Origin of the sequence: Enterobacter cloacae complex sp. 2015409 (assembly GCF_041365315.1) — a bacterium.
In the GTDB taxonomy this organism is placed as follows: domain Bacteria; phylum Pseudomonadota; class Gammaproteobacteria; order Enterobacterales; family Enterobacteriaceae; genus Enterobacter; species Enterobacter pseudoroggenkampii.
Window position 1 is genome coordinate 2,308,288 of sequence record NZ_JBFTVM010000001.1, and the last position, 20,467, is coordinate 2,328,754.

The 20,467-nt window shown below is 58.7% G+C and carries 21 protein-coding genes; 6 read left to right on the forward strand and 15 right to left on the reverse strand.

Going from position 1 to position 20,467, the window contains the following annotated elements; genetic code table 11:
* Nucleotides 1-35: 35 nt before the first annotated feature.
* Nucleotides 36-758 carry an ABC transporter ATP-binding protein gene (locus ACDO57_RS11270; RefSeq protein WP_208763637.1) on the forward strand — a complete coding sequence of 241 codons (723 nt, stop codon included), beginning with the start codon at nt 36-38 and terminating at the stop codon, nt 756-758.
* Here ACDO57_RS11270 and bioD read toward each other — a convergent pair.
* Genes bioD through bioB form a run of 4 tightly spaced genes read right to left on the reverse strand, consistent with a single transcriptional unit; the run spans nt 721 to nt 4,348 of the window.
* Nucleotides 721-1,422, reverse strand: a complete 702-nt coding sequence (bioD, locus tag ACDO57_RS11275) for a dethiobiotin synthase (RefSeq protein ID WP_370883980.1) — start codon at nt 1,420-1,422, stop codon at nt 721-723. The genes ACDO57_RS11270 and bioD overlap by 38 nt on opposite strands.
* Nucleotides 1,415-2,170: a malonyl-ACP O-methyltransferase BioC gene (bioC, locus tag ACDO57_RS11280; RefSeq protein WP_370883981.1), complete on the reverse strand. Its 756-nt coding sequence runs from the start codon at nt 2,168-2,170 to the stop codon at nt 1,415-1,417. Before bioC ends, bioD begins: the two co-directional genes overlap by 8 nt.
* Entirely contained in the window at nt 2,154-3,311 is a 1,158-nt protein-coding gene (gene bioF, locus ACDO57_RS11285) for an 8-amino-7-oxononanoate synthase (protein WP_370883982.1), read from the reverse strand. Before bioF ends, bioC begins: the two co-directional genes overlap by 17 nt.
* Entirely contained in the window at nt 3,308-4,348 is a 1,041-nt protein-coding gene (gene bioB / locus ACDO57_RS11290) for a biotin synthase BioB (RefSeq protein ID WP_023334965.1), read from the reverse strand. The genes bioF and bioB overlap by 4 nt, the downstream gene beginning before the upstream one ends.
* Before the next feature lie 68 nt (nt 4,349-4,416).
* Between bioB and bioA the strand changes: the two genes are divergently transcribed.
* On the forward strand, nt 4,417-5,724 hold the full coding sequence (gene bioA, locus ACDO57_RS11295; RefSeq protein ID WP_370883983.1) for an adenosylmethionine--8-amino-7-oxononanoate transaminase: 1,308 nt from the start codon (nt 4,417-4,419) through the stop codon (nt 5,722-5,724).
* 48 nt (nt 5,725-5,772) lie between these two features.
* Nucleotides 5,773-6,249 carry a kinase inhibitor gene (locus ACDO57_RS11300; RefSeq protein WP_061715728.1) on the forward strand — a complete coding sequence of 159 codons (477 nt, stop codon included), beginning with the start codon at nt 5,773-5,775 and terminating at the stop codon, nt 6,247-6,249.
* A gap of 103 nt (nt 6,250-6,352) precedes the next feature.
* Here the strand turns inward: ACDO57_RS11300 and hutH are convergent, their stop codons facing one another.
* The 5 genes from hutH to hutI all read right to left on the reverse strand — a co-directional run bounded on the left by hutH (nt 6,353) and on the right by hutI (nt 12,597).
* Nucleotides 6,353-7,873 (reverse strand): histidine ammonia-lyase, encoded by a 1,521-nt coding sequence (gene hutH, locus ACDO57_RS11305; protein ID WP_061715729.1) that lies wholly within the window; start codon nt 7,871-7,873, stop codon nt 6,353-6,355.
* The gene (gene hutU, locus ACDO57_RS11310) at nt 7,870-9,558 is read right to left on the reverse strand and encodes a urocanate hydratase (RefSeq protein WP_370883984.1); all 1,689 of its coding nucleotides are present in this window, start codon (nt 9,556-9,558) and stop codon (nt 7,870-7,872) included. Before hutU ends, hutH begins: the two co-directional genes overlap by 4 nt.
* Before the next feature lie 126 nt (nt 9,559-9,684).
* Nucleotides 9,685-10,419 (reverse strand): histidine utilization repressor, encoded by a 735-nt coding sequence (locus tag ACDO57_RS11315; RefSeq protein WP_024908773.1) that lies wholly within the window; start codon nt 10,417-10,419, stop codon nt 9,685-9,687.
* Between the two features lie 19 nt (nt 10,420-10,438).
* The gene (hutG, locus tag ACDO57_RS11320; protein ID WP_370883985.1) at nt 10,439-11,377 is read right to left on the reverse strand and encodes a formimidoylglutamase; all 939 of its coding nucleotides are present in this window, start codon (nt 11,375-11,377) and stop codon (nt 10,439-10,441) included.
* Nucleotides 11,374-12,597, reverse strand: a complete 1,224-nt coding sequence (hutI, locus tag ACDO57_RS11325) for an imidazolonepropionase (protein ID WP_090417754.1) — start codon at nt 12,595-12,597, stop codon at nt 11,374-11,376. The genes hutG and hutI overlap by 4 nt, the downstream gene beginning before the upstream one ends.
* A 224-nt stretch (nt 12,598-12,821) precedes the next feature.
* On the opposite strand from hutI, the gene ACDO57_RS11330 reads away from it, so the two are divergent.
* Nucleotides 12,822-14,105, forward strand: a complete 1,284-nt coding sequence (locus tag ACDO57_RS11330) for a putative acyl-CoA thioester hydrolase (RefSeq protein ID WP_024908776.1) — start codon at nt 12,822-12,824, stop codon at nt 14,103-14,105.
* A 55-nt stretch (nt 14,106-14,160) separates the two neighbouring features.
* Here ACDO57_RS11330 and tisB read toward each other — a convergent pair whose 3' ends face one another.
* Together tisB and pgl are read right to left on the reverse strand one after the other, a co-directional pair.
* Entirely contained in the window at nt 14,161-14,250 is a 90-nt protein-coding gene (gene tisB, locus ACDO57_RS11335) for a type I toxin-antitoxin system toxin TisB (protein WP_023332440.1), read from the reverse strand.
* 443 nt (nt 14,251-14,693) lie between these two features.
* Entirely contained in the window at nt 14,694-15,689 is a 996-nt protein-coding gene (pgl, locus tag ACDO57_RS11340) for a 6-phosphogluconolactonase (RefSeq protein ID WP_048992106.1), read from the reverse strand.
* Nucleotides 15,690-15,829: 140 nt separating this feature from the next.
* On the opposite strand from pgl, the gene ACDO57_RS11345 reads away from it, so the two are divergent.
* The gene (locus ACDO57_RS11345) at nt 15,830-16,648 is read left to right on the forward strand and encodes a pyridoxal phosphatase (RefSeq protein ID WP_048992107.1); all 819 of its coding nucleotides are present in this window, start codon (nt 15,830-15,832) and stop codon (nt 16,646-16,648) included.
* Here the strand turns inward: ACDO57_RS11345 and modC are convergent, their stop codons facing one another.
* The 4 genes from modC to ACDO57_RS11365 all read right to left on the reverse strand — a co-directional run bounded on the left by modC (nt 16,649) and on the right by ACDO57_RS11365 (nt 19,500).
* A complete protein-coding gene (gene modC / locus ACDO57_RS11350) occupies nt 16,649-17,707 on the reverse strand; it encodes a molybdenum ABC transporter ATP-binding protein ModC (protein WP_048992108.1) in 1,059 nt (352 codons plus the stop codon).
* 2 nt (nt 17,708-17,709) lie between these two features.
* Complete coding sequence (gene modB, locus ACDO57_RS11355; protein ID WP_032641645.1) at nt 17,710-18,399, reverse strand: molybdate ABC transporter permease subunit; 690 nt, start codon at nt 18,397-18,399, stop codon at nt 17,710-17,712.
* Nucleotides 18,399-19,172 (reverse strand): molybdate ABC transporter substrate-binding protein, encoded by a 774-nt coding sequence (gene modA / locus ACDO57_RS11360; RefSeq protein ID WP_370883986.1) that lies wholly within the window; start codon nt 19,170-19,172, stop codon nt 18,399-18,401. Before modA ends, modB begins: the two co-directional genes overlap by 1 nt.
* A gap of 178 nt (nt 19,173-19,350) precedes the next feature.
* Entirely contained in the window at nt 19,351-19,500 is a 150-nt protein-coding gene (locus ACDO57_RS11365; RefSeq protein WP_008501118.1) for an AcrZ family multidrug efflux pump-associated protein, read from the reverse strand.
* Nucleotides 19,501-19,627: 127 nt separating this feature from the next.
* Here ACDO57_RS11365 and modE point away from each other — a divergent pair, with 127 nt between their 5' ends.
* Complete coding sequence (modE, locus tag ACDO57_RS11370) at nt 19,628-20,416, forward strand: molybdenum-dependent transcriptional regulator (RefSeq protein WP_370883987.1); 789 nt, start codon at nt 19,628-19,630, stop codon at nt 20,414-20,416.
* The last annotated feature ends 51 nt before the right edge of the window (nt 20,417-20,467 follow it).

Sequence of the window (20,467 nt, forward strand, 5' to 3'; positions counted from 1 at the left end):
GAGCCTCACCTACACACATTTTTAAGGAGAGAAAGATGTTGAGTCTGCGTGCTGTGAATCAGTTTTACGGAAGCCAACATACGCTATGGAACGTGAATTTGGATTTTCCGCAAGGGATGTGTACAGGCGTCGTTGGCCTGCCGGGAATGGGGAAAACCACCCTCATGAATTGCATCGCCGGGAGAGTGCCCGTCGAAAGCGGCAGCATCATCTGGCATGAGGCAGGCGCGCCGCCGCGCGATTTGCTTAACCTGCCGCCAGAACAGCGTTCAGGAACGGAGATAGGCTATGTCCCGCAGGACAGGCGGATCTTCTCCCAGCTAACGATCGAGGAAAACCTGCATATCGCCATGCGGGCGATGGGGAAACCCAACCCGGAAGCGAAAAATGACGTTTACGACCTGTTTCCGGCGCTCTACGCATTGCGACAGACCCGCGCCAACACGCTCTCTCCGGACGACCAGTACCAGCTGGCGCTGGCTAATGCGCTGGTGAACCGTCCTCACCTGCTGATCCTCGATGAGCCCCTGCACGGCGCAGGACACAGCTTCGCCCAGAAGCTGGGGCAGCTGCTGGTGCGCTTAAACCGGGAGTTAGGTATGACGGTGCTGTTAGCGGAGCAGCAGCTGTCGTTTATCCGCCGGGTTGCGGACCGTTTCTGTATGCTCTATCGCGGGCGTAACGTGGCGCAGGGCCACGTTAACGAACTGGATGACGAGCTTATCGCGCACTGGATGTCGCGGGAAGCAAGACGCTGAGATCGAGATAACGCCCGATTTCGGCATTTTCCGCGCCGTCAGCAAGCCAGGGAATTTCCCCGAGGCACGGGGCGGGAAGGACGCGCCTGAGCGTCGCCAGATACTCCTGGTGTCGTTTCCCCGGCGCAACCACGTCGTTGGCTATCCAGCCCGCCAGACGCAGCCCGGCCTGCCGTATGGCCTGCGCGGTCAGCATGGCGTGATTGATACAGCCCAGCTTAACGCCGACGACCAGAATGACCGGAAGCTGCTCGGCCTGCACCCAGTCAGCAAACGTCTGCGCGTCCGAAAGCGGCGTAAACCAGCCGCCAGCCCCTTCCACCAGCACCCAGTCGGCCTCGCTTTCCAGCGCCCGTAACCCGGCTGAAAGCACGGCGAAATTAATCGGACGACCTTCGTCAGCGCTGATGATGTGCGGCGAGGTCGGCTCGGCAAAGGTGTACGGATTGACCGCTGAATAGGCGAGTTCACGCGTGCTGTTACGCTGGAGCGCCAGCGCGTCGGTGTTGCGTAACCCTTCCGCCGTCATCTCGCTGCCGGAAGCAACGGGCTTATATCCGGCGGTGTTTTTTCCGAGCTTTCGTGCCGCCTGCAGCAGCGCAGAGCTGGCAACCGTTTTGCCCACTTCCGTATCCGTTCCGGTGACAAAATAACGTTCAGTCACGTTCGATAATCCCATGAAAAAGTTGATAAGAGAGCGGGAAATGCCCCCGCTGCTGAGGCCAGGCCAGCTCCAGGCGCTGCAGCTGTCCCCGGGTGAGTGGTTTTTTCTCCCGTCCGGCATGCAGGTGCGTGGCGCCGATGCCCTTCAGCGAGCGCATGGCGCTGAACGCATCGCTAAAATTGAGGGTGATGGTCTGCACCGTGCTGCGGTAGCGCCAGCCTGTCAGCGCCTGCGTCACCTGCTCATGCGATAAAAAACGGTTAGCATGCGGCTGCACATCCACCGCTTTCCACGCCTGATTCAGCTCCGGCAGCGAACTCTCCAGCAAGGTGGTAAAGGCCACCTTCCCGCCCGGTCGCGCCACGCGATAAAGCTCGCGCAAGGCCTGCGGCAGGCTGCTGCACCACTGGACCGCCAGATGGCTCCAGACCAGATCGAACTGCGCATCCGCCAGCGGGATCGCCTCGATATCGGCCAGCAGATAGCGATCCGCTGCCTGCCTTTGACGCGCCTCGTCGAGCATCTGCTCTGAGAGGTCGATAGCCGTGACCTGGCTTCCCGCCCCGCGCCAGTAGCGGCTGTTGCTGCCCGGACCACAGCCGGCGTCCAGCACCTGGGGAAAACGGCTCTCGCCAAGCGCGGTCAGAAGCCCCTGCGCGCTCTGACGCTGCAGCTCATCGTGCTGCGAATAGCTCTGCGCGGCGCGACCAAATGCCGCCGCGACGGCCTGCTTATTCACCGGCAACATGGAGCGCCTCCAGCAACGTCTCAATATCCTGTCGTTCATGCGCCGCCGTCAGGGTTAAGCGCAGCCGCGCCGTACCAGGTGGGACGGTGGGCGGGCGGATGGCGGTCACCCACATGCCGCGCTGGCGCAGCGCCTGTGCCAGCGCCAGCGCGCGGCCGTTTTCACCGACAATCACCGGCTGGATAGCGCTCTGCGAATCGGTTCTGCGGAATGGCAGCGCCTCGAGTCCCTGACGGAAGCGGGCGATATGCTCTGCCAGACGCTGGCGACGTTCATCCCCTTCTGCGCTGCGGATCACCGCCAGCGATGCAGATAGCGCCACGGCCTGCGCCGGGGGCATGCTGGTGCTGTAAATCAGGTGTCGGGCAAACTGCAGCAGATAGTCGGCGACGGATTCGCTGCACAGCACGGCGGCGCCGCTGACGCCAAAGCCCTTGCCGAAGGTGACAATCAGCAGCTCCGGCTTCACGTTTTGCTGATACGCGCTGCCGCGCCCTTCGTCGCCCATTACGCCAATACCGTGGGCATCGTCCACCAGCAGCCAGGCGTTTTGCCGTTTGGCGGTATCGTGCAGCACGGCAAGCGGCGCGCTGTCGCCGTCCATGCTGAATACCCCTTCAGTGACCGCCAGCTGTTGTCCGTCGCAGGGTTTATCCAGCAGCGCAGCTAGCTGTCCCGCATCGTTATGAGCAAAGCGGCGCAGCTGCGCCGGGCTTAAATGTGCCGCCTCCAGCAGGGAGGCGTGACTTAAGCGGTCGGCGACAATGCGGTCCTCTTTTTCCATCAGGGCAGTAATCACCGCCTGGTTGGCGGCAAAGCCGGAGATAAACAGCAGCGCGCGCGGGTAGCCGAGCCAGTCAGCCAGTTCCTCTTCCAGCGCATGATGCGCTGTGGTGTATCCGCTGACGTGTCCCGAGCCGCCGCTGCCCACGCCAAACCGCTCAGCGCCCTGCTGCCAGGCGCGGATAATGGCCGGATGCTGGCTCAGCCCGAGATAGTCGTTGCTGGAGAAATTGCAGAACCGCTGGCCTTCACGGGTAAGAAAACGGCCCGCGCCGTTTTCCACCACCCTGCGAACGCGAAATGCCTCTGCCGTCCGACGGTCGTCAAGCGCAGAGTTGATACGTGCCTGCCAGGTCATACGGTTGCCGCGTTGTAGAACTGGTCGGTGTCGGCGTTGAAAATCTGCTGCTCCAGCTGCTGCTGTTGCTCGTTATCGCCCGTCAGCACCTCGGTCTGATGCGGGTTAAGCCCCAGCTTGCGGAACAGCTGAACGTCTTTGTCCTCTTCCGGGTTCGGCGTGGTCAGCAGCTTGCAGCCGTAGAAGATGGAGTTGGCTCCGGCCATAAAGCACATGGCCTGGGTCTGCTCGTTCATCTGCTCGCGACCGGCAGAGAGGCGCACGAAAGAGGTCGGCATCATAATGCGCGCCACCGCGATGGTGCGAATAAAATCAAACGCATCCACGTCGTCGTTGTCCGCCAGCGGCGTGCCCTTGACCTTCACCAGCATGTTGATCGGCACGCTTTCCGGCGGGGTCGGCAGGTTAGCCAGCTGCAGCAGCAGGCCCGCGCGGTCTTTCACCGTTTCGCCTAAGCCCACGATACCGCCGGAGCACACTTTGATTCCGGCATCACGCACTTTATCCAGCGTATCCAGACGCTCCTGGTAGGTACGCGTGGTGATGATGTTGCCGTAAAACTCCGGCGAGGTGTCGAGGTTGTGGTTGTAGTAGTCCAGCCCCGCCGCCGAGAGGCGCTGCGCCTGCTCGTCGTTCAGCGTGCCGAGCGTCATACAGGCTTCGAGGCCCATCTCCTTCACGCCTTTTACCATCTGCTCCAGGTAAGGCATGTCGCGATCGTGCGGGTTCTTCCACGCCGCGCCCATGCAGAAGCGGGTCGAGCCGGCGTTTTTCGCCTTGCGCGCCGAGTCGAGTACCTGCTCAACTTCCATCAGCCGTTCGGATTCCAGGCCGGTTTTGTAGCGCGCGCTCTGCGGGCAATATTTGCAGTCTTCAGGGCAGGCACCGGTTTTGATCGACAGTAGCGTGCTGACCTGAACATGGCGAGGATCGAAGTGCTGACGATGCACCTGTTGGGCTTCGAACATCAGCTCAAGGAAAGGTTTATTGAATAATTCAGTGACTTGCGACATCGTCCAGCGTGCGTGGTGAGCCATGGGGCTTCTCCAAAGGGTTTTGTTAATTTTCGGTTCGGTTTATACTCGTAAACCTAAAACTTTTCAAAATGGTTTACAAGTCGATTATGACCCAGGACGATCTCGCCTTCGACAAGCAGCATATCTGGCACCCTTACACCTCCACGACCCGCCCCCTTCCCGTCTATCCGGTGACCTCCGCCCACGGCTGCGAGCTGCATCTCGCCAGCGGCGAACAGCTCGTTGACGGGATGTCCTCCTGGTGGGCGGCCATTCATGGGTACAACCACCCGCGCCTGAATGCGGCAATGAAGGCGCAGATTGACCAGATGTCGCACGTGATGTTCGGCGGGATCACCCATCAGCCCGCGGTGGATTTATGCCGTCGCCTGGTGGCGATGACGCCTGACTCGCTGGAGTGCGTGTTCCTGGCGGATTCCGGCTCCGTGGCGGTGGAAGTGGCGATGAAAATGGCGCTGCAGTACTGGCACGCGAAAGGCGAAACGCGCCAGCGGTTCCTCACCTTCCGCAACGGCTATCACGGGGATACCTTCGGGGCGATGTCGGTATGCGATCCGGACAACTCCATGCATAGCCTGTGGAAGGGCTATCTGCCGGAAAACCTGTTTGCCCCGGCCCCCCAGAGCCGCTTCGACGGCGAGTGGAACGAAATGGACATGGTCGGCTTCGCGCGGCTGATGGCGGCGCATCGCCATGAAATCGCCGCCGTGATACTTGAGCCGATTGTGCAGGGCGCGGGCGGGATGCGGATGTACCACCCGGAATGGCTGAAGCGTATTCGCAGGATGTGCGACCGCGAGGGCATTCTGCTGATTGCCGATGAGATCGCCACCGGCTTTGGCCGCACCGGCAAGCTGTTTGCCTGCGAACATGCGGGTATCGCCCCGGATATTCTGTGCCTCGGCAAAGCGCTGACCGGCGGCACCATGACGCTCTCCGCCACGCTCACGACCCGCCAGGTCGCCGACACCATCAGCGACGGCGAAGCAGGCTGCTTTATGCACGGCCCGACGTTTATGGGTAATCCTCTCGCCTGCGCCGTCGCAAGCGAAAGCCTCGCCATTCTGGAGAGCGGCGAGTGGCAGACGCAGGTGGCGGCGATTGAAGCGCAGCTGAAAGCAGAGCTGAGCGCCGCCTCAGGGGCGAATTTCGTCGCGGACGTGCGCGTGCTGGGCGCCATCGGGGTGATTGAAACCACCCATCCGGTGAATATGGCGGCGCTACAGCGCTTCTTCGTGGACCAGGGCGTGTGGGTACGGCCTTTCGGCAAGCTTATCTACCTGATGCCGCCGTACAGCATTACGCCGGAGCAGCTGCGAAAATTAACCGACGCGGTTGTAACAGCCGTTAACATTCCCGCGCATTTCACGATTTAACCCTATGCATTACACTTGCTGAACGAGCGATCAACGAGGGTAAACCGTATGAAAATCATCAGCAAAGATCTGCGCGACGGTGAAAAACTGCCGGAGCGTCACGTTTTCAACGGCATGGGGTATCAGGGAGACAATATCTCCCCACACCTGGCGTGGGATGAGGTTCCGGCAGGCACCAAAAGCTTTGTCGTGACCTGCTACGACCCGGATGCGCCTACTGGCTCCGGCTGGTGGCACTGGATTGTGGCGAACCTGCCTGCCGACACGCGCGTCCTGCCGCAGGGTTCCGGTTCAGACCTGGTTGCCCTGCCTGAAGGTGCCATTCAGACGCGCACTGACTTCGGTAAAGCGGGCTACGGCGGCGCGGCGCCGCCAAAAGGGGAAACCCACCGCTATATCTTCACGGTGCACGCGCTGGATGTGGAGAGGATTGAGGTCGATGAAGGGGCGAGCGGCGCAATGGTCGGGTTTAACGTGCATTTCCATACGCTGGGCAGCGCGTCGATTACGGCGATGTATTCGTAATAGTGCGGGCTGATGCCCTCACCCCGGCCCTCTCCCACAGGGAGAGGGAGAAAACCTGGCAATTCCCTCTCCCTGTGGGAGAGGGTTAGGGTGAGGGGAAAAATCACAGCACCGAAGGTAACAGCCCCACCAGCCGCCCCTCTTCCAGAAGCTGCATCGCCTTATCAATATCCGGCGCAAAGAAGCGGTCGTCATCGTAATGCGATACATGCTCGCGCAGCGCATGACGCGCCTGCTCCAGCAGCGGGCTGGATTTTAGCCCTTCACGCAGATCGATACCCTGACTTGCCGCCAGCCATTCCACCGCCAGCACGCCGCGGGTGTTGGAGGCCATTTCCCAGAGACGACGCCCGGCAGCCGGTGCCATCGAAACGTGATCTTCCTGGTTTGCAGACGTTGGCAGGCTGTCCACGCTGTGCGGGTGCGACAGGGCTTTGTTCTCGCTTGCCAGCGCTGCGGCCGTCACCTGAGCAATCATAAAGCCCGAGTTGACCCCGCCGTTACGCACCAGGAACGGTGGCAGCTGGGACATATGTTTATCCATCATCAGCGCGATACGGCGCTCGGACAACGCGCCGACTTCGGCAATCGCCAGGGCGATATTATCCGCCGCCATCGCTACCGGCTCGGCGTGGAAGTTACCGCCGGAGACCACCTCGTTTTCCTGAGCGAACACCAGCGGGTTATCGGACACCGCGTTGGCCTCCACCAGCAGCACCTCCGCCGCCTGACGCAGCTGCGTCAGGCACGCGCCCATCACCTGCGGCTGGCAACGCAGGGAATACGGATCCTGAACCTTCTCGCAGTTATGGTGTGAATCGGCGATCTCGCTGGTGTCGGTAAGCACGTGACGGTACATCGCGGCGGCATCAATCTGCCCGCGCTGACCGCGCACCTCGTGGATGCGGGCATCGAACGGGCGACGCGAGCCCAGTACGGCTTCGGTGGTCAGCGCGCCGCACACCACCGCCGAGGCAAACAGATCTTCCGCTTCAAACAGGCCGCGCAGCGCGAAGGCGGTCGATGCCTGCGTGCCGTTCAGCAGCGCCAGCCCCTCTTTCGCCGCCAGCGTAATGGGTGTTAAGCCGGCTTTTTTCAGCGCCTCTTTCGCAGGCAGCCACTCGCCCTGCCAGCGCGCTTTGCCTTCGCCCAGCAGCAGCAGCGACATGTGCGCCAGCGGGGCAAGATCGCCGGATGCCCCAACAGAGCCTTTTGCCGGGATCCACGGATAGACTTCCGCATTGACCAGCGCCATCAGCGCCTGAATCACGCTCAGGCGAATGCCGGAAAAGCCGCGCGCCAGGCTGTTGATTTTGAGCACCATCATCAGACGGACAATCTCATCGTCAAGCGGCTGGCCGACGCCCGCCGCGTGCGACAGCACCAGAGAACGCTGTAAGTTTTCCAGATCGTGCGTCGCGATGCGGGTCTGCGCCAGCAGCCCAAAGCCGGTGTTAATCCCGTAAGCCGTGCGCCCTTCGGCCACAATAGCTTCCACACAGGCAACGCTGTCATTAATGGCCGCGTGCGCGCTTTCATCAAGCGAAAGGGTGACCGGTTTACGCCAGACGTTACGCAGCTGTTTGAGCGTCAGCGAGCCGGGAGTGAGTGTTAATGCGTTCATTCATGCTTTCCTTGTGTGGCAGGGATCATCGGCAGGTTAAGGCCCTGCTCTTTGGCACAGTCAATGGCAATCTCGTAACCCGCATCCGCGTGACGCATCACGCCGGTTGCCGGGTCGTTGTGGAGCACGCGAGCGATACGCGCGGCGGCTTCATCGGTTCCGTCGCAGACGATGACCATCCCGGAATGCTGGGAGAAGCCCATCCCCACGCCGCCGCCGTGGTGCAGCGACACCCAGGTCGCGCCGCTGGCGGTATTCAGCAGGGCGTTCAGCAGCGGCCAGTCGGAGACCGCATCCGAGCCGTCGCGCATGGCTTCCGTTTCGCGGTTCGGGCTGGCGACGGAGCCGGAGTCCAGGTGGTCGCGGCCAATGACGATCGGCGCGGAAACTTCACCGCTGCGCACCATTTCGTTGAAGGCCAGACCGAGTTTTTGCCGCCACTCCAGCCCTACCCAGCAGATACGCGCCGGCAGGCCCTGGAAGTTAATGCGCTCGCGGGCCATATCCAGCCAGCGGTGCAGGTGTTCGTCATCGGCGACGATTTCCTTCACTTTGGCGTCGGTTTTGTAGATATCCTCCGGGTCACCGGACAGGGCAACCCAGCGGAACGGACCGATGCCGCGGCAGAACAGCGGGCGGATATAGGCCGGAACGAAGCCCGGGAAGTCGAAGGCGTTATTCACGCCCATCTCTTTCGCCATCTGGCGAATGTTATTGCCGTAATCAAAGGTCGGAATGCCCATCTGGCTGAAGGCCAGCATGGCGGAGACGTGTTCCGCCATGGAGCGTTTCGCGGCAAGCACCGTGCCTTCCGGATCGGTTTCCGCTTTTTGCTGATAGTCTTCCCAGGTCCAGCCTTTTGGCAGGTAACCGTGCAGCGGGTCATGGGCGCTGGTCTGGTCGGTGACCAGATCCGGACGCACGCCGCGGGCGACGAGTTCAGGAAGAATGTCCGCCGCGTTGCCGCACAGGGCAATCGACACCGCTTTGCCTTCAGACGTGTATTTTTTGATGCGCGCCAGCGCATCGTCCAGATCGGTTGCCTGTTCGTCGACGTAACGGGTACGCAGACGGAAATCAATGCGGCTCTGCTGGCACTCAATGTTCAGCGAGCACGCGCCGGCAAGCGTGGCGGCCAGCGGCTGCGCGCCGCCCATCCCACCGAGACCCGCGGTCAGTACCCAGCGGCCTTTGAGCGAGCCGTTATAGTGCTGGCGACCGGCTTCCACGAAGGTTTCGTAGGTGCCCTGCACAATCCCCTGACTGCCGATGTAGATCCAGCTACCCGCGGTCATCTGGCCATACATCGCCAGCCCTTTCGCGTCCAGTTCGTTGAAGTGTTCCCAGGTGGCCCAGTGCGGCACGAGGTTAGAGTTGGCGATCAGCACGCGCGGCGCGTTTTTGTGCGTTTTGAACACGCCCACCGGCTTGCCGGACTGCACCAGCAGGGTTTCGTCATGTTCGAGTTCGGTCAGGGATTTTACAATTGCGTCATAGCATTCCCAGTTGCGCGCGGCGCGGCCTATGCCGCCGTAGACCACCAGCTCGTGGGGGTTCTCCGCCACCTCAGGATCAAGGTTGTTCATCAACATGCGCAGCGGGGCTTCGGTGAGCCAGCTTTTGGCGGTGAGAGTGGTGCCGCGCGCGGCGCGGACATCCTGCTGGCGGTATTTACCTGACGACATTGTGTGCTCCTCATACGGGACAGTGATGCATTTAGATATACTTGTATAGACAAGCACACACAAGGTCAGTTTTAACAAAAAAGATACAATTTTGTTATATTGCGTTAGCTATCACGCTTTTAAAACTTATGACATAAAGTGACCCTGCAGCCGGTAACGGTTCCCCGGGAAAAGCAGTCGGGCATGCGACACAATGTGCGACGAGGACCAGGTCCGACGGCGAATTAGCAGGCACGGATCGTGCTCTTTAATGCGCAACCGTTCACACTCCTGCGGCGTGGCGCGCACGGCCTCCACAATGTGCTCCCCTTCCGTCAGCGGTGCGACGAGCGAGAGATAGGCGTGCGGCGTCGTCTGGGTGTAATCCTGGTTCAGATAGTCCGGTATCCGTTCAGCGTTCACGCAGCGATCTTCAATCTGCACCGGAATGTCGTTCTCAAAATGCACCATAACCGAGTGGAAGATCCGGCTACCTTCTTTGACATTCAGCTCTACCGCCTGCTCGGCGCTGGCCTGGGTCTCTTCGAGCACCAGTACCTCACAGCGGTGCTGGTGATTACGCGAGGTTATCTCATCGGCAATACTGCGGATTTCAAACAGGGCAGATTGCCCTTTCGGTTCCGCCACAAATGTCCCCACGCCCTGCAGGCGCACCAGAAGCCCTTCGTCGGTCAGCTCGCGCAGCGCCCGGTTGACGGTCATCCGGCTAAAACCGAACTGCGCCACCAGCTCGGCCTCCGAGGGAATGCGATCGTGCGGCCGCCAGACGCCGGTGGCGATTTTTTCGCTGATCGCCTGCTTCACCTTTTCGTAGAAAGGCGCGGGAGGGCTCGACTGCGGCAGAGGTGAGCGTGAAAACATCGTAACTCCTTGAATAGTGTTATGCCCACCAGTGAGCAATTTGCCAGGCCAGACGGGCGGCAAGCTTTGCGCCCTGCCCGTCCCGATCGTACTGCGGGTTAAACTCTACCAGATCGGCGGCCTGTAGCTTACCGCTACGGCAGATTTGTTCGATAACCGGCAGAAGATCCAGTGCCGGTATGCCTAACGCAGCCGGAGCGGAAACGGCAGGCATTTCGCTGGCGGGCAGGACGTCCAGATCGATCGTCAGGTAGATACGGTCAGCCTGCGCCAGCACTTTTTCCAGCGCAGATAGCGCATCGCGCCTGAAATGGAGATCTTCCACCAGCGTGACGTTCAGGCGTTCAGCCTCATCCCACAGCGCCTGCGTGTTGGCCGCCCGGCTCACGCCAAAGCAGGCGTACTGAAATGCCCGCCCGCGCTCATCGCAATAGTGCGCCAGCTGGCGAAACGGGGTGCCGGACGTGGCATGGTCGGCCTTGCGCAGGTCAAGATGCGCATCAAGATTGATCACCACCACGCGCTCGTTGGGGAACGCGTCAAGAACGCCGCGACCGTGCGCCCAGGCGGTTTCGTGCCCGCCGCCAAAGACCAGCGTACGCATCCCGGACTGCTGACAGGCCGTAACGGCATCGCTTAACGCCTGCTGTGCCGCTTCCAGCTCGTCGCCTTCAACGTAAACCGAGCCCATATCCGCCAGCCGATCGTGTCCCTGATGGCTTGCCATATTCGCCAGCGCCTTTCGCAGCATATCAGGCGCCTGCACGGCGCCGGGCCTGCCCTGATTGCGTTTTACCCCTGCATCACATTCAAAGCCTATCAGCGCGATGCCGGATGAAAGCGGCGTGAACTGCCCCTGCTGCTTTATCGTCTGGAAAATGCGCGTTGCGTTGCTGGCCTCGGCGCTGTCGTCGCGCCCCTGCCAGACCGTTTCGGCTACGGGCCGCCATAACCTCATACTGCCTCCCCACGGAAAATACGTTGATACAGCGGATTGCGTCCCGGCTCGTAGACCATCTCAACCGGATGGTGAGCATCCCAGACGATAAAATCGGCGACAAACCCGGCCCGCAGCTGTCCGTGAGTTGCGCCACGGCCCAGCGCCTGCGCGGCATGCCGCGTGACGCCAGCCCAGGCTTCTTCAGGGGTCAGGCCAAACTGGACGCAGGCCATGTTCATCGCCAGGTGCAGGCTGGCAAACGGGCTGGTGCCGGGGTTGTAGTCGGTGGCGACCGCCATCGGGACACCCTGTTTTCTGAGCTGTTCAACCGGCGGACGCTGGCGCTCCTGCAGAAAATAGAACGCCCCCGGCAACAGGACCGCAACCGTGCCGCTTTCCGCCATCGCCTGAACGCCTGCGTCGTCAAGATATTCGATATGATCGGCGGAGAGTCCCTTATACCGGCTGACCAGCGCCGCACCGCCCTGATTCGACAGCTGTTCGACATGTCCTTTCACCGGGATGCCGAGCGCGGTGGCCGCCTGAAAGAGGCGCTCGGTTTGCGACGGGGTAAAGCCGACGTTTTCGCAGAACACGTCTACTGCTTCATATAACTCTTTTTGCCACAGCGCGGGCAATATCTGCTCACAGACCAGCGTGAGATACGCATCTGGATCCTGTCGGTATTCCGGCGGAACCGCATGGGCCGCCAGCAGCGTTGGGCTGATATCGATCGGATTATTGAGGCTCAGCTGACGGGCAACCTGCAGCATCTTCTCTTCGGCCTCGGGGTTTAGACCGTATCCCGACTTGATTTCAACCGTAGTGACGCCTTCATTCATCAGTCGCTGAAGCCGCTGCTGCGCCAGCTTAAGCAGGGTTTCGGGTGAGCTGCTGCGCGTCGCCGTCACGGTCGCGTTAATCCCGCCCCCCTGGGCGCTGATGGTTTGATAAGAGACGCCGTTCAGACGCTGCTCCCACTCCGCCGCGCGATCGCCGCCAAACACCAGGTGGGTATGGCAGTCAATCAGGCCAGGCGTGACCAGACGCCCCTGGAGATCGACACAGTGAGGGTGTCCGGCAGGAATGTCAGATTCAGGGATCACGGCCAGAAGGGTGTGGCCGCGCACGACCAGGGCATGTTGCTCTTTCAGTCCATAGGGCGCAGAGACGTCCGGCACCATCGTAGCCAGTCGCGCATTTCGCCATATTACATCGTCGGGATGAATCTGCTGCATGGGCATTCCACTTGTCATGGGTTGTATAGACATTTATTTTCATCTGTTGCCTGCTGTCAACCGACTTTGCGGAAAATGTTATTTATTTGTGATCACTTACCTGCCGCTCCGGGGCTAAAAATGCAACTTTTACCCTTTTTATCTTCCCGTTTCGCTCAACTTAGTATAAAAAAGCAGGCTATTTCGTCTATCCCGTAAAGACTTGCATACCCAGGAGCTTCACCTTGAACATTTCCAGGATTTCCCGTCTGGCGTTAGCACTCGCCTTTGGCGTGACCTTATCCGCATGCAGTTCAACCCCACCGGATCAGCGACCTTCTGAGCAGGTTGCGCCCGGTACCGCCTCCCGCCCGATTTTGTCCGCTGATGAAGCGAAGAACTTCGACCGTGCGCACTACTTCTCAGCGATGGATCCTAACGCTGCACCGTGGACACCGTCGTCTATTAACCTGCCTAAACAGCCTGACTTCGTGGTAGGCCCGGCGGGTGCGCAGGGCGTAACGCATACCTCTATTCAGGCTGCGGTTGATGCTGCCATCACTAAACACAGCGCGTCTCGCCAGTACATCGCGATCCTGCCAGGTGAATATGAAGGCACCGTGTATGTTCCGGCCGCACCAGGCAGCATTACGCTTTACGGTCTGGGCGAAAAAGCTATCGACGTAAAAATTGGCCTGGCGATTGATTCCGAAATCGACAGCAACACCTGGCGTCACCTGGTGAACCCGGCCGGTAAATATATGCCGGGTAAACCGGCGTGGTACATGTTTGATAACTGCCAGAGTAAGCGTTCCGCCACCATTGGCGTGATGTGCTCAGCGGTGTTCTGGTCTCAGAATAACGGTCTGCAGCTGCAGAACCTGACCATCCAGAATACCCTGGGCGACAGCGTTGATGCCGGTAACCACCAGGCCGTTGCGCTGCGTAGCGATGGTGACCAAGTGCAGATTAACAACGTCAACATTCTGGGCCGTCAGAACACCTTCTTCGTGACCAACAGCGGCGTGCAGAACGCCCTGCAGAATAACCGCCTGACCCGTACCCTGGTGACCAACAGCTACGTTGAAGGTGACGTGGATCTGGTGTCCGGTCGCGGCGCGGTGGTGTTTGATAACACCGATTTCCGCGTGGTGAACTCACGTACTCAGCAGGAAGGTTACGTGTTTGCTCCGGCAACCCAGTCTAACCTCTTCTACGGCTTCCTGGCCGTGAACAGCCGCTTTAATGCTGCCGGTGACGGCGTGGCGCAGCTGGGACGTTCCCTGGACGTGGACTCTGCCACTAACGGCCAGGTCGTGATCCGCGACAGCGTGATCAACGAAGGCTTCAACATGGCGAAGCCGTGGGCTGATGCAGCAATCTCCAAACGTCCGTTCTCCGGCAATACCGGTGCGATGGATGATAAAGGGAACGTGCAGCGCAACCTGAACGACGCTAACTTCAACCGCATGTGGGAATACAACAACCGCGGTCTGGGTAGCAAAGTGGTTGCTGAGCCGAAGCAGTAATAAGATGAGAGTAAAAGGGGGAGTTTAATCCCCCTTTTTACTGCGACTGAATGCGTCAGGCTCCAAACTTAAGATACGCATCCAATAGTTGCATAATCGCAACCATGAGTTGCAGGAACAGAATTGCCCATTCCACACCGCTCATACGCCACTCCTTTGGTATAGAGCACTTCTCCCCTGATTTACCTTTCCGCGGCCTGTCACCAGAGGTGTGTTGGTTATGTTTTGATGTGCTCCGCAGTTTAGGCACTGTCGGCACCACCCGACAGCCAGGACTGAATACGGATCCTGAATTGCGGAACTGCAACACATCAAGCCAACGGACAGAATGATATCAAATCACTACTGTACATAAAAACAGATAAGGTCAGTTTAGAAATTTATAAAGAAAACGCCTCTAAACAACTGATTATTTTAAAAATAACAACCGATAATCATTCTGTGTTCTTTGTCCTTCGTTGACGATGCGTTTACTTCACCTTGAGTCGACATTATGATGACCATGTTGGTTACGTTTTGATGTGCTCACCCGGCAACCACCGGGCATAAAAAAACCTCGCGTTCGCGAGGTTTTTTGTTTTAAGCCGCTTAGTGAGCGTTAACCACGACCCACATTGGCCCCTGTCCGACGGCGTAACGTCCTTTCTCTTCCAGCAGACCCTGCTCGCCTTTAATTTCATACAGCGCGATGTGGTGGGATTTCTGCCCCGCTGCAATCAGGTATTTACCGCTGTGATCGATATTAAAGCCGCGCGGCTGGGTTTCCGTTGGCTGGAAGCCTTCAACCGCCAGCACGCTGCCGTCTTCAGAAACGCTAAACACGGTAATCAGGCTGGAGGTACGGTCACAGGCGTACAGATGGCGGCCATCTGGCGTAATGTGGATATCCGCCGCCCAGCGGGTGTCGGAGAAGTCAGGCGGCATCATGTCCAGCGTCTGCACGCACTCAATCTGGCCGTTAGGATCTTTCAGCTCCCAGACGTCCACTGAGCTGTTCAGTTCATTAACCACGTAGGCGTATTGCTGGTTCGGATGGAAGACCATATGGCGCGGACCCGCGCCTTCAACGGTAGTCACTTCGGCAGGATTCTGCGCCACCAGGTGACCATCGTCGCTCAGGGTGAACAGGCAGATACGATCCTGCTTCAGCGCAGGCACCCACAGCGTGCGGTTATCCGGCGTGATATTCGCCGAGTGGCAGCCTTCAAGCCCTTCCACCACATCCACGGTTTCGACCGGAATGCCATTTTCCAGACGCGTTACGCTGACGCAGCCCGCGTTATAAGAGCCGCTGAAGACAAAATTGCCTTTACGATCGGTAGAGATATGGGTTGGGCTGCCCGGCAGCGGGGCTTCGGCAGTGTACGTCAGCGCGCCATCGTCCGGAGAAATGCGATAGGCCAGCACGCGGAACTCCGGGCGCACACCCACGTACAAGAAACGTTTATCCGGGCTGATGACCATCGGTTGCACCTGGCCTGGCACATCAACAACCTGCACCAGCGTGAGTGTCCCTTCGGTATTTAAACGCCAGACGTGGATCTGCTGGCTTTCAGGACTGGCGGTATAAACGGTTTGTTTCATGAATATTCACTCCTCACTGCGCATGAAAGTAGTTAACTTTTGACGGTGAATGCTGAATTGTCGACAGGAGTTTTGAAGCATTCGCCTCTCGGTGTACCATCCCATCAAAACGTAAATTCAATATTAACCTGGGAAAACAGATGACCTCGCGTGTGATTGCTCTGGATTTAGACGGTACCTTACTGACGCCGCAAAAAACCCTTCTTCCCTCTTCTCTGGAAGCGCTTAAACGCGCACAGGAAGCGGGATATCAACTCCTTATCGTAACGGGTCGACATCACGTTGCCATTCACCCTTTTTATCAGGCACTGGCGTTAGATACACCTGCAATTTGTTGTAATGGCACCTATTTGTATGATTATCAGGCAAAAAAGGTTTTAGCATCCGACCCGCTGCCGGTTCCCCAGGCGCTGCAACTGATTGATCTGCTGGATGAGCATGCCGTTCACGGTCTGATGTACGTAGATAATGCGATGGTGTATGAGCGCCCTACCGGCCACGTGGTGCGCACCAGCAACTGGGCGTTGTCCCTGCCTGAAGCGCAGCGTCCGGTCTTTACCCAGGTTTCCTCCCTGCGTCAGGCGGCCCAGGACGTTGAGGCTATCTGGAAATTCGCCCTGACGGATGAAGACACCACCAAACTGAATGCCTTCGCAAAACACGTGGAACAGACGCTGGGTCTGGAGTGCGAATGGTCCTGGCACGATCAGGTGGATATTGCCCGCAAAGGCAACAGCAAAGGCAAACGGCTGACGCAGTACGTGGAATCGCAGGGCGGGTCAATGCAGGACGTGATCGCCTTCGGCGACAACTACAACGACATCAGCATGCTGGAAGCCGCCGGTACCGGCGTGGCGATGGGCAATGCCGACGACGCGGTCAAAGCGCGTGCTAACGTGGTGATCGGCGACAACACCACCGACAGCATCGCGCAGTACATTTATACCCACCTGCTGTAATCAGGCGGTGATCGAGACACTCTTGATTTGCGCGTAAAGCCACAGGCCGGGTTTGATCCCTAACTCATCCCTGGCCCACGGGCTGATGCGCGCCCAGAGCGTTCTGCTTCCCACTTCAAGCTTCACTTCCACCTGCCCGTTATCATCAAAACACTCCGCGACTTTGGCGCGCAGAATATTTCGAATACTGGTTTGCAGCGGCGGTTGCAGCACCAGCGAGACGTCCGACGCCTGAATGCGAATTCGCAGTACGGACTGTAACGGTTTATCAATCTTATTGACCCAAAGATGCTGGTCACCCAGCGCCAGGGCGGTCATCGCATAGTGCGGGTGGTGTTCCAGCACGCTCACTTTCAGGATGCTGCTCTGCTGTTCCCGGGGTAACCACGGGTGCATTACGCTGCTGCCCCACACCTCTTCCAGGTTGCCGAAGGCCTTGACGCGGCCCTCTTCCAGCACCAGCACCTTATCGGCCAGATGCAGGATCTCATCCAGCGAATGGCTGACGTAGAGCATCGGAATATTAATTTCCCGCGTCAGGCGCTGTAGATAAGGCAGAAGTTCACGTTTACGCGGAATATCCAGCGAGGCCAGCGGTTCGTCGAGCAGCAGCAGTTCGGGTGCGGTCAGCAACGCGCGGCCAATCGCCACGCGCTGTTTTTCTCCGCCGGAAAGCGAGGAAGGCAGCCTGTCGAGCAGAGGTTCAATGCCTAGAAGCGTTACCAGCTTCTCAAACTGCGAAGCCATGCTTTTCGCCATGCCGTAACGCAGGTTGCCGCGCACGCTGTAGTGCGGGAATAGGCGCGCGTCCTGGAAAACATAGCCGATGCGGCGCTTATCCGGCGAGAGGTAAACTTTATTCTCCACGTCATTCAGGACGCGGTCATTCAGGACAATACGGCCTGACTGCGGGCGGGTCAGACCGCTGATGGCATTAATCAGCGACGTTTTTCCCGCCCCCGACACGCCAAAGATGGCGGTGATGCCGCTTGCCGGCAGCGTCTCGTTAAGCGTCAGGGTATGGTTTCCCAGCGTCTGGGTGAAATGGAGTTCCAGCATGCTTATTTCCCCATTCGCTCGCGGCTGAGGCGCGCCAGCCATTCAGACACCATTAGCGATGCCAGCGCCAGCACGATTGAGATGATGCACAGCCGCGCCGCCGCGCCTTCACCGCCCGGCGTTTGAATCAGGGTATACATCGCCGACGGGATGGTTCGCGTCTCGCCGGGGATGTTCGACACAAACGTGATGGTCGCGCCAAACTCGCCCAGCGAGCGGGCGAAGGCCAGCACCGTGCCAACAATAATGCCGGGTAACGTCAGGGGTAGCGTGATGGTGAAAAAGACGCGCCAGCGGCCTGCCCCCAGCGTGCGGGCCGCCTGTTCGAGCTTCATGTCCACGCCTTCCAGCGCGAGGCGTATCGCCCTCACCATCAGCGGAAATGACATTACCGCTGCCGCCAGTACCGCACCGCGCCAGCTAAACGCAAACGTCAGCCCAAACCAGTCGTAGAGCTTCTCGCCGATAAAACCGCGCCGCCCCATCGAAATCAGCAGCAGGTAACCGACCACCACGGGCGGCAACACGAGCGGAAGATGAAGCACGCTGTCGAGCAGCGTTTTGCCGGGAAACTGACAGCGAACCAGTAACCAGGCAAAGAAGATCCCAAAGGGCAAACTCAGCGCAACCGCCAGGGAAGAGACTTTAAGGCTCAGCAGAACAGCCTGCCATTCAGGATCGGTCAATATCATCAGTGAGTCGTAAATCCGTAACGTTTAAAGATTGCGGACGCTTCCGGCCCCTTCAGATAATCGCGGAAGGCCGTCACGGTCGCATTTTTATGTCCATCAACAATCGCAACAGGATATTCCACTTTCTTGTGGGAGTCTTCCGGGAACGTTGCGACCACTTTTACACCTTTACTGGCAACGGCATCAGAGCCATACACAATGCCCAGCGGGGCTTCGTTGCGTTCTACCAGCGCCAGCGCGCCGCGGACATCTTCCGCCGGAGCCAGTTTCGGTGACAATGTCTCCCATGCGCCCAGCTTTTGCAGCGCTTCTTTGGCATAAATACCGGCCGGAACGTGCTCCGGATCGCCCACCGCCAGACGGCCACCGTTCAGCAGGCTCGTCCAGTTGGTCTCTTTGTTGATGGTAATGTCCGCCTGGGCGCTGGCTTTTGGCGCCACGACAACCAGGCTATTCCCCAGCAGCGTTTCGCGGGTTGCCGCATCAATCGCTTTCTTCTCCACCGCGTAATCCATCCACTTCTGATCGGCAGAGATGAACAGATCCGCCGGTGCGCCCGCTTCTATCTGGCGCGCCAGCGTCGAGGAAGAGGCAAAAGAGGAGACCACCTCGACGTTTTTCTCTTTTTTATACGTCGCCGCGATATCCTGCAGCGCGTTGGTCAGCGACGCCGCCGCAAAGACCGTGATTTTACCGTCGTCCGCCAGCGCGTGGCCGGTAATTGAAAGCGTCAGCGTTGCCCCTGCGAAAAGGCGTACCCAGGTACGTGCCATTTTTAACTCCTGTGAGTAGCGTTATATACATATTAATATAACGGTAACGTCAGGGAGATCCCAGCGTTAAATCGTACCGCTGAAGAGGTAAACCGGTGTGATACGTTAAATATTATCGGCGAAAACGGGAAAATCTTGAGAGCAAAACGCCCGGACAAGCCGGGCGTTTTGTGGGGAATCAATGCTGCTTTTTAGCCTGGTCTCTGTGACCAATGTTCGAAAAGACGTTGAACACTTCACCCAGGCCGTAGATGGCACCGAGGATGATGGCCATCACTACTGGTACCATGATCACGGCGAATACCAGACTTTTCAACAACTCTAACATGGTTTTCTCCAGATATTGTGAATAGCTTATTCTACCCTTTCAAGTGAGAAAAACATCCCCTTTTGTGCGGTACCCTTTGCGCCCTGCACCATTTGGGTCACAATACTCTTTTTGCCAGGACACTGTTATGCAGGCCGAAATTCTTCTCACACTCCGACTTCAGCAAAAGCTTTTCGCCGATCCGCGACGTATCGCCCTGCTTAAACAAATAGAACAAACAGGCTCGATTAGCCAGGGGGCGAAAAACGCGGGCATCAGCTATAAAAGCGCCTGGGACGCCATCAACGAGATGAACACCCTGAGCGAACAGCCGCTGGTAGACAGAGCCACGGGCGGCAAAGGCGGCGGCGGTGCAATCGTGACGCGTTACGGCCAGCGCCTTATTCAGCTTTACGATCTGCTGGCCCAGATCCAGCAAAAAGCGTTTGATGTGTTGAGCGACGACGACGACGTTCCGCTGGACAGTTTGCTGGCCGCCATTTCCCGCTTCTCGTTACAAACCAGCGCCCGCAACCAGTGGTTTGGCACGGTGACGGCGCGCGATAATCTCCAGGTACAGCAGCATATTGAAATCCTGCTTGCCGATGGGACTACCCGTCTGAAAGCCGCCATAACGGCGCAGAGTGCAGAGCGCCTTGAGCTGGACGAAGGGAAAGAGGTACTGGTGCTGCTGAAAGCACCGTGGGTCAATATCACGCGCGATCCCGACACCGCAAAGGCAGCAGATAACCAGTTGCAGGGCGCAATTAGCCATATCGAACGCGGCCAGGCGCAGTGCGAAGTGCTGATGACCCTGGCAGACGGGCAACGACTTTGCGCGACAATACCGCTTAACGAGGCGGACGGTTTAGAAGAAGGTACTGTCGTCACCGCCTGGTTCAACGCAGATCGGGTGATTATCGCCACATTGTGCTGAGCACATTGACAATCGCGCCGACAGTGCGTATCCCTGATATCTATTGCTGCA

What these genes read in the sequence shown, in the direction of transcription:
- ACDO57_RS11270 (WP_208763637.1), top strand. Translation starts at nt 36, where the DNA reads ATGTTGAGTCTGCGTGCTGTGAATCAGTTTTACGGAAGCCAACATACG.
- bioC (WP_370883981.1), bottom strand. Translation starts at nt 2,170, where the DNA reads ATGTTGCCGGTGAATAAGCAGGCCGTCGCGGCGGCATTTGGTCGCGCC.
- bioF (WP_370883982.1), bottom strand. Translation starts at nt 3,311, where the DNA reads ATGACCTGGCAGGCACGTATCAACTCTGCGCTTGACGACCGTCGGACG.
- bioB (WP_023334965.1), bottom strand. Translation starts at nt 4,348, where the DNA reads ATGGCTCACCACGCACGCTGGACGATGTCGCAAGTCACTGAATTATTC.
- bioA (WP_370883983.1), top strand. Translation starts at nt 4,417, where the DNA reads ATGGTTTACAAGTCGATTATGACCCAGGACGATCTCGCCTTCGACAAG.
- ACDO57_RS11300 (WP_061715728.1), top strand. Translation starts at nt 5,773, where the DNA reads ATGAAAATCATCAGCAAAGATCTGCGCGACGGTGAAAAACTGCCGGAG.
- hutH (WP_061715729.1), bottom strand. Translation starts at nt 7,873, where the DNA reads ATGAACGCATTAACACTCACTCCCGGCTCGCTGACGCTCAAACAGCTG.
- hutU (WP_370883984.1), bottom strand. Translation starts at nt 9,558, where the DNA reads ATGTCGTCAGGTAAATACCGCCAGCAGGATGTCCGCGCCGCGCGCGGC.
- ACDO57_RS11315 (WP_024908773.1), bottom strand. Translation starts at nt 10,419, where the DNA reads ATGTTTTCACGCTCACCTCTGCCGCAGTCGAGCCCTCCCGCGCCTTTC.
- hutG (WP_370883985.1), bottom strand. Translation starts at nt 11,377, where the DNA reads ATGAGGTTATGGCGGCCCGTAGCCGAAACGGTCTGGCAGGGGCGCGAC.
- hutI (WP_090417754.1), bottom strand. Translation starts at nt 12,597, where the DNA reads ATGCAGCAGATTCATCCCGACGATGTAATATGGCGAAATGCGCGACTG.
- tisB (WP_023332440.1), bottom strand. Translation starts at nt 14,250, where the DNA reads ATGAGCGGTGTGGAATGGGCAATTCTGTTCCTGCAACTCATGGTTGCG.
- pgl (WP_048992106.1), bottom strand. Translation starts at nt 15,689, where the DNA reads ATGAAACAAACCGTTTATACCGCCAGTCCTGAAAGCCAGCAGATCCAC.
- ACDO57_RS11345 (WP_048992107.1), top strand. Translation starts at nt 15,830, where the DNA reads ATGACCTCGCGTGTGATTGCTCTGGATTTAGACGGTACCTTACTGACG.
- modC (WP_048992108.1), bottom strand. Translation starts at nt 17,707, where the DNA reads ATGCTGGAACTCCATTTCACCCAGACGCTGGGAAACCATACCCTGACG.
- modB (WP_032641645.1), bottom strand. Translation starts at nt 18,399, where the DNA reads ATGATATTGACCGATCCTGAATGGCAGGCTGTTCTGCTGAGCCTTAAA.
- modA (WP_370883986.1), bottom strand. Translation starts at nt 19,172, where the DNA reads ATGGCACGTACCTGGGTACGCCTTTTCGCAGGGGCAACGCTGACGCTT.
- ACDO57_RS11365 (WP_008501118.1), bottom strand. Translation starts at nt 19,500, where the DNA reads ATGTTAGAGTTGTTGAAAAGTCTGGTATTCGCCGTGATCATGGTACCA.
- modE (WP_370883987.1), top strand. Translation starts at nt 19,628, where the DNA reads ATGCAGGCCGAAATTCTTCTCACACTCCGACTTCAGCAAAAGCTTTTC.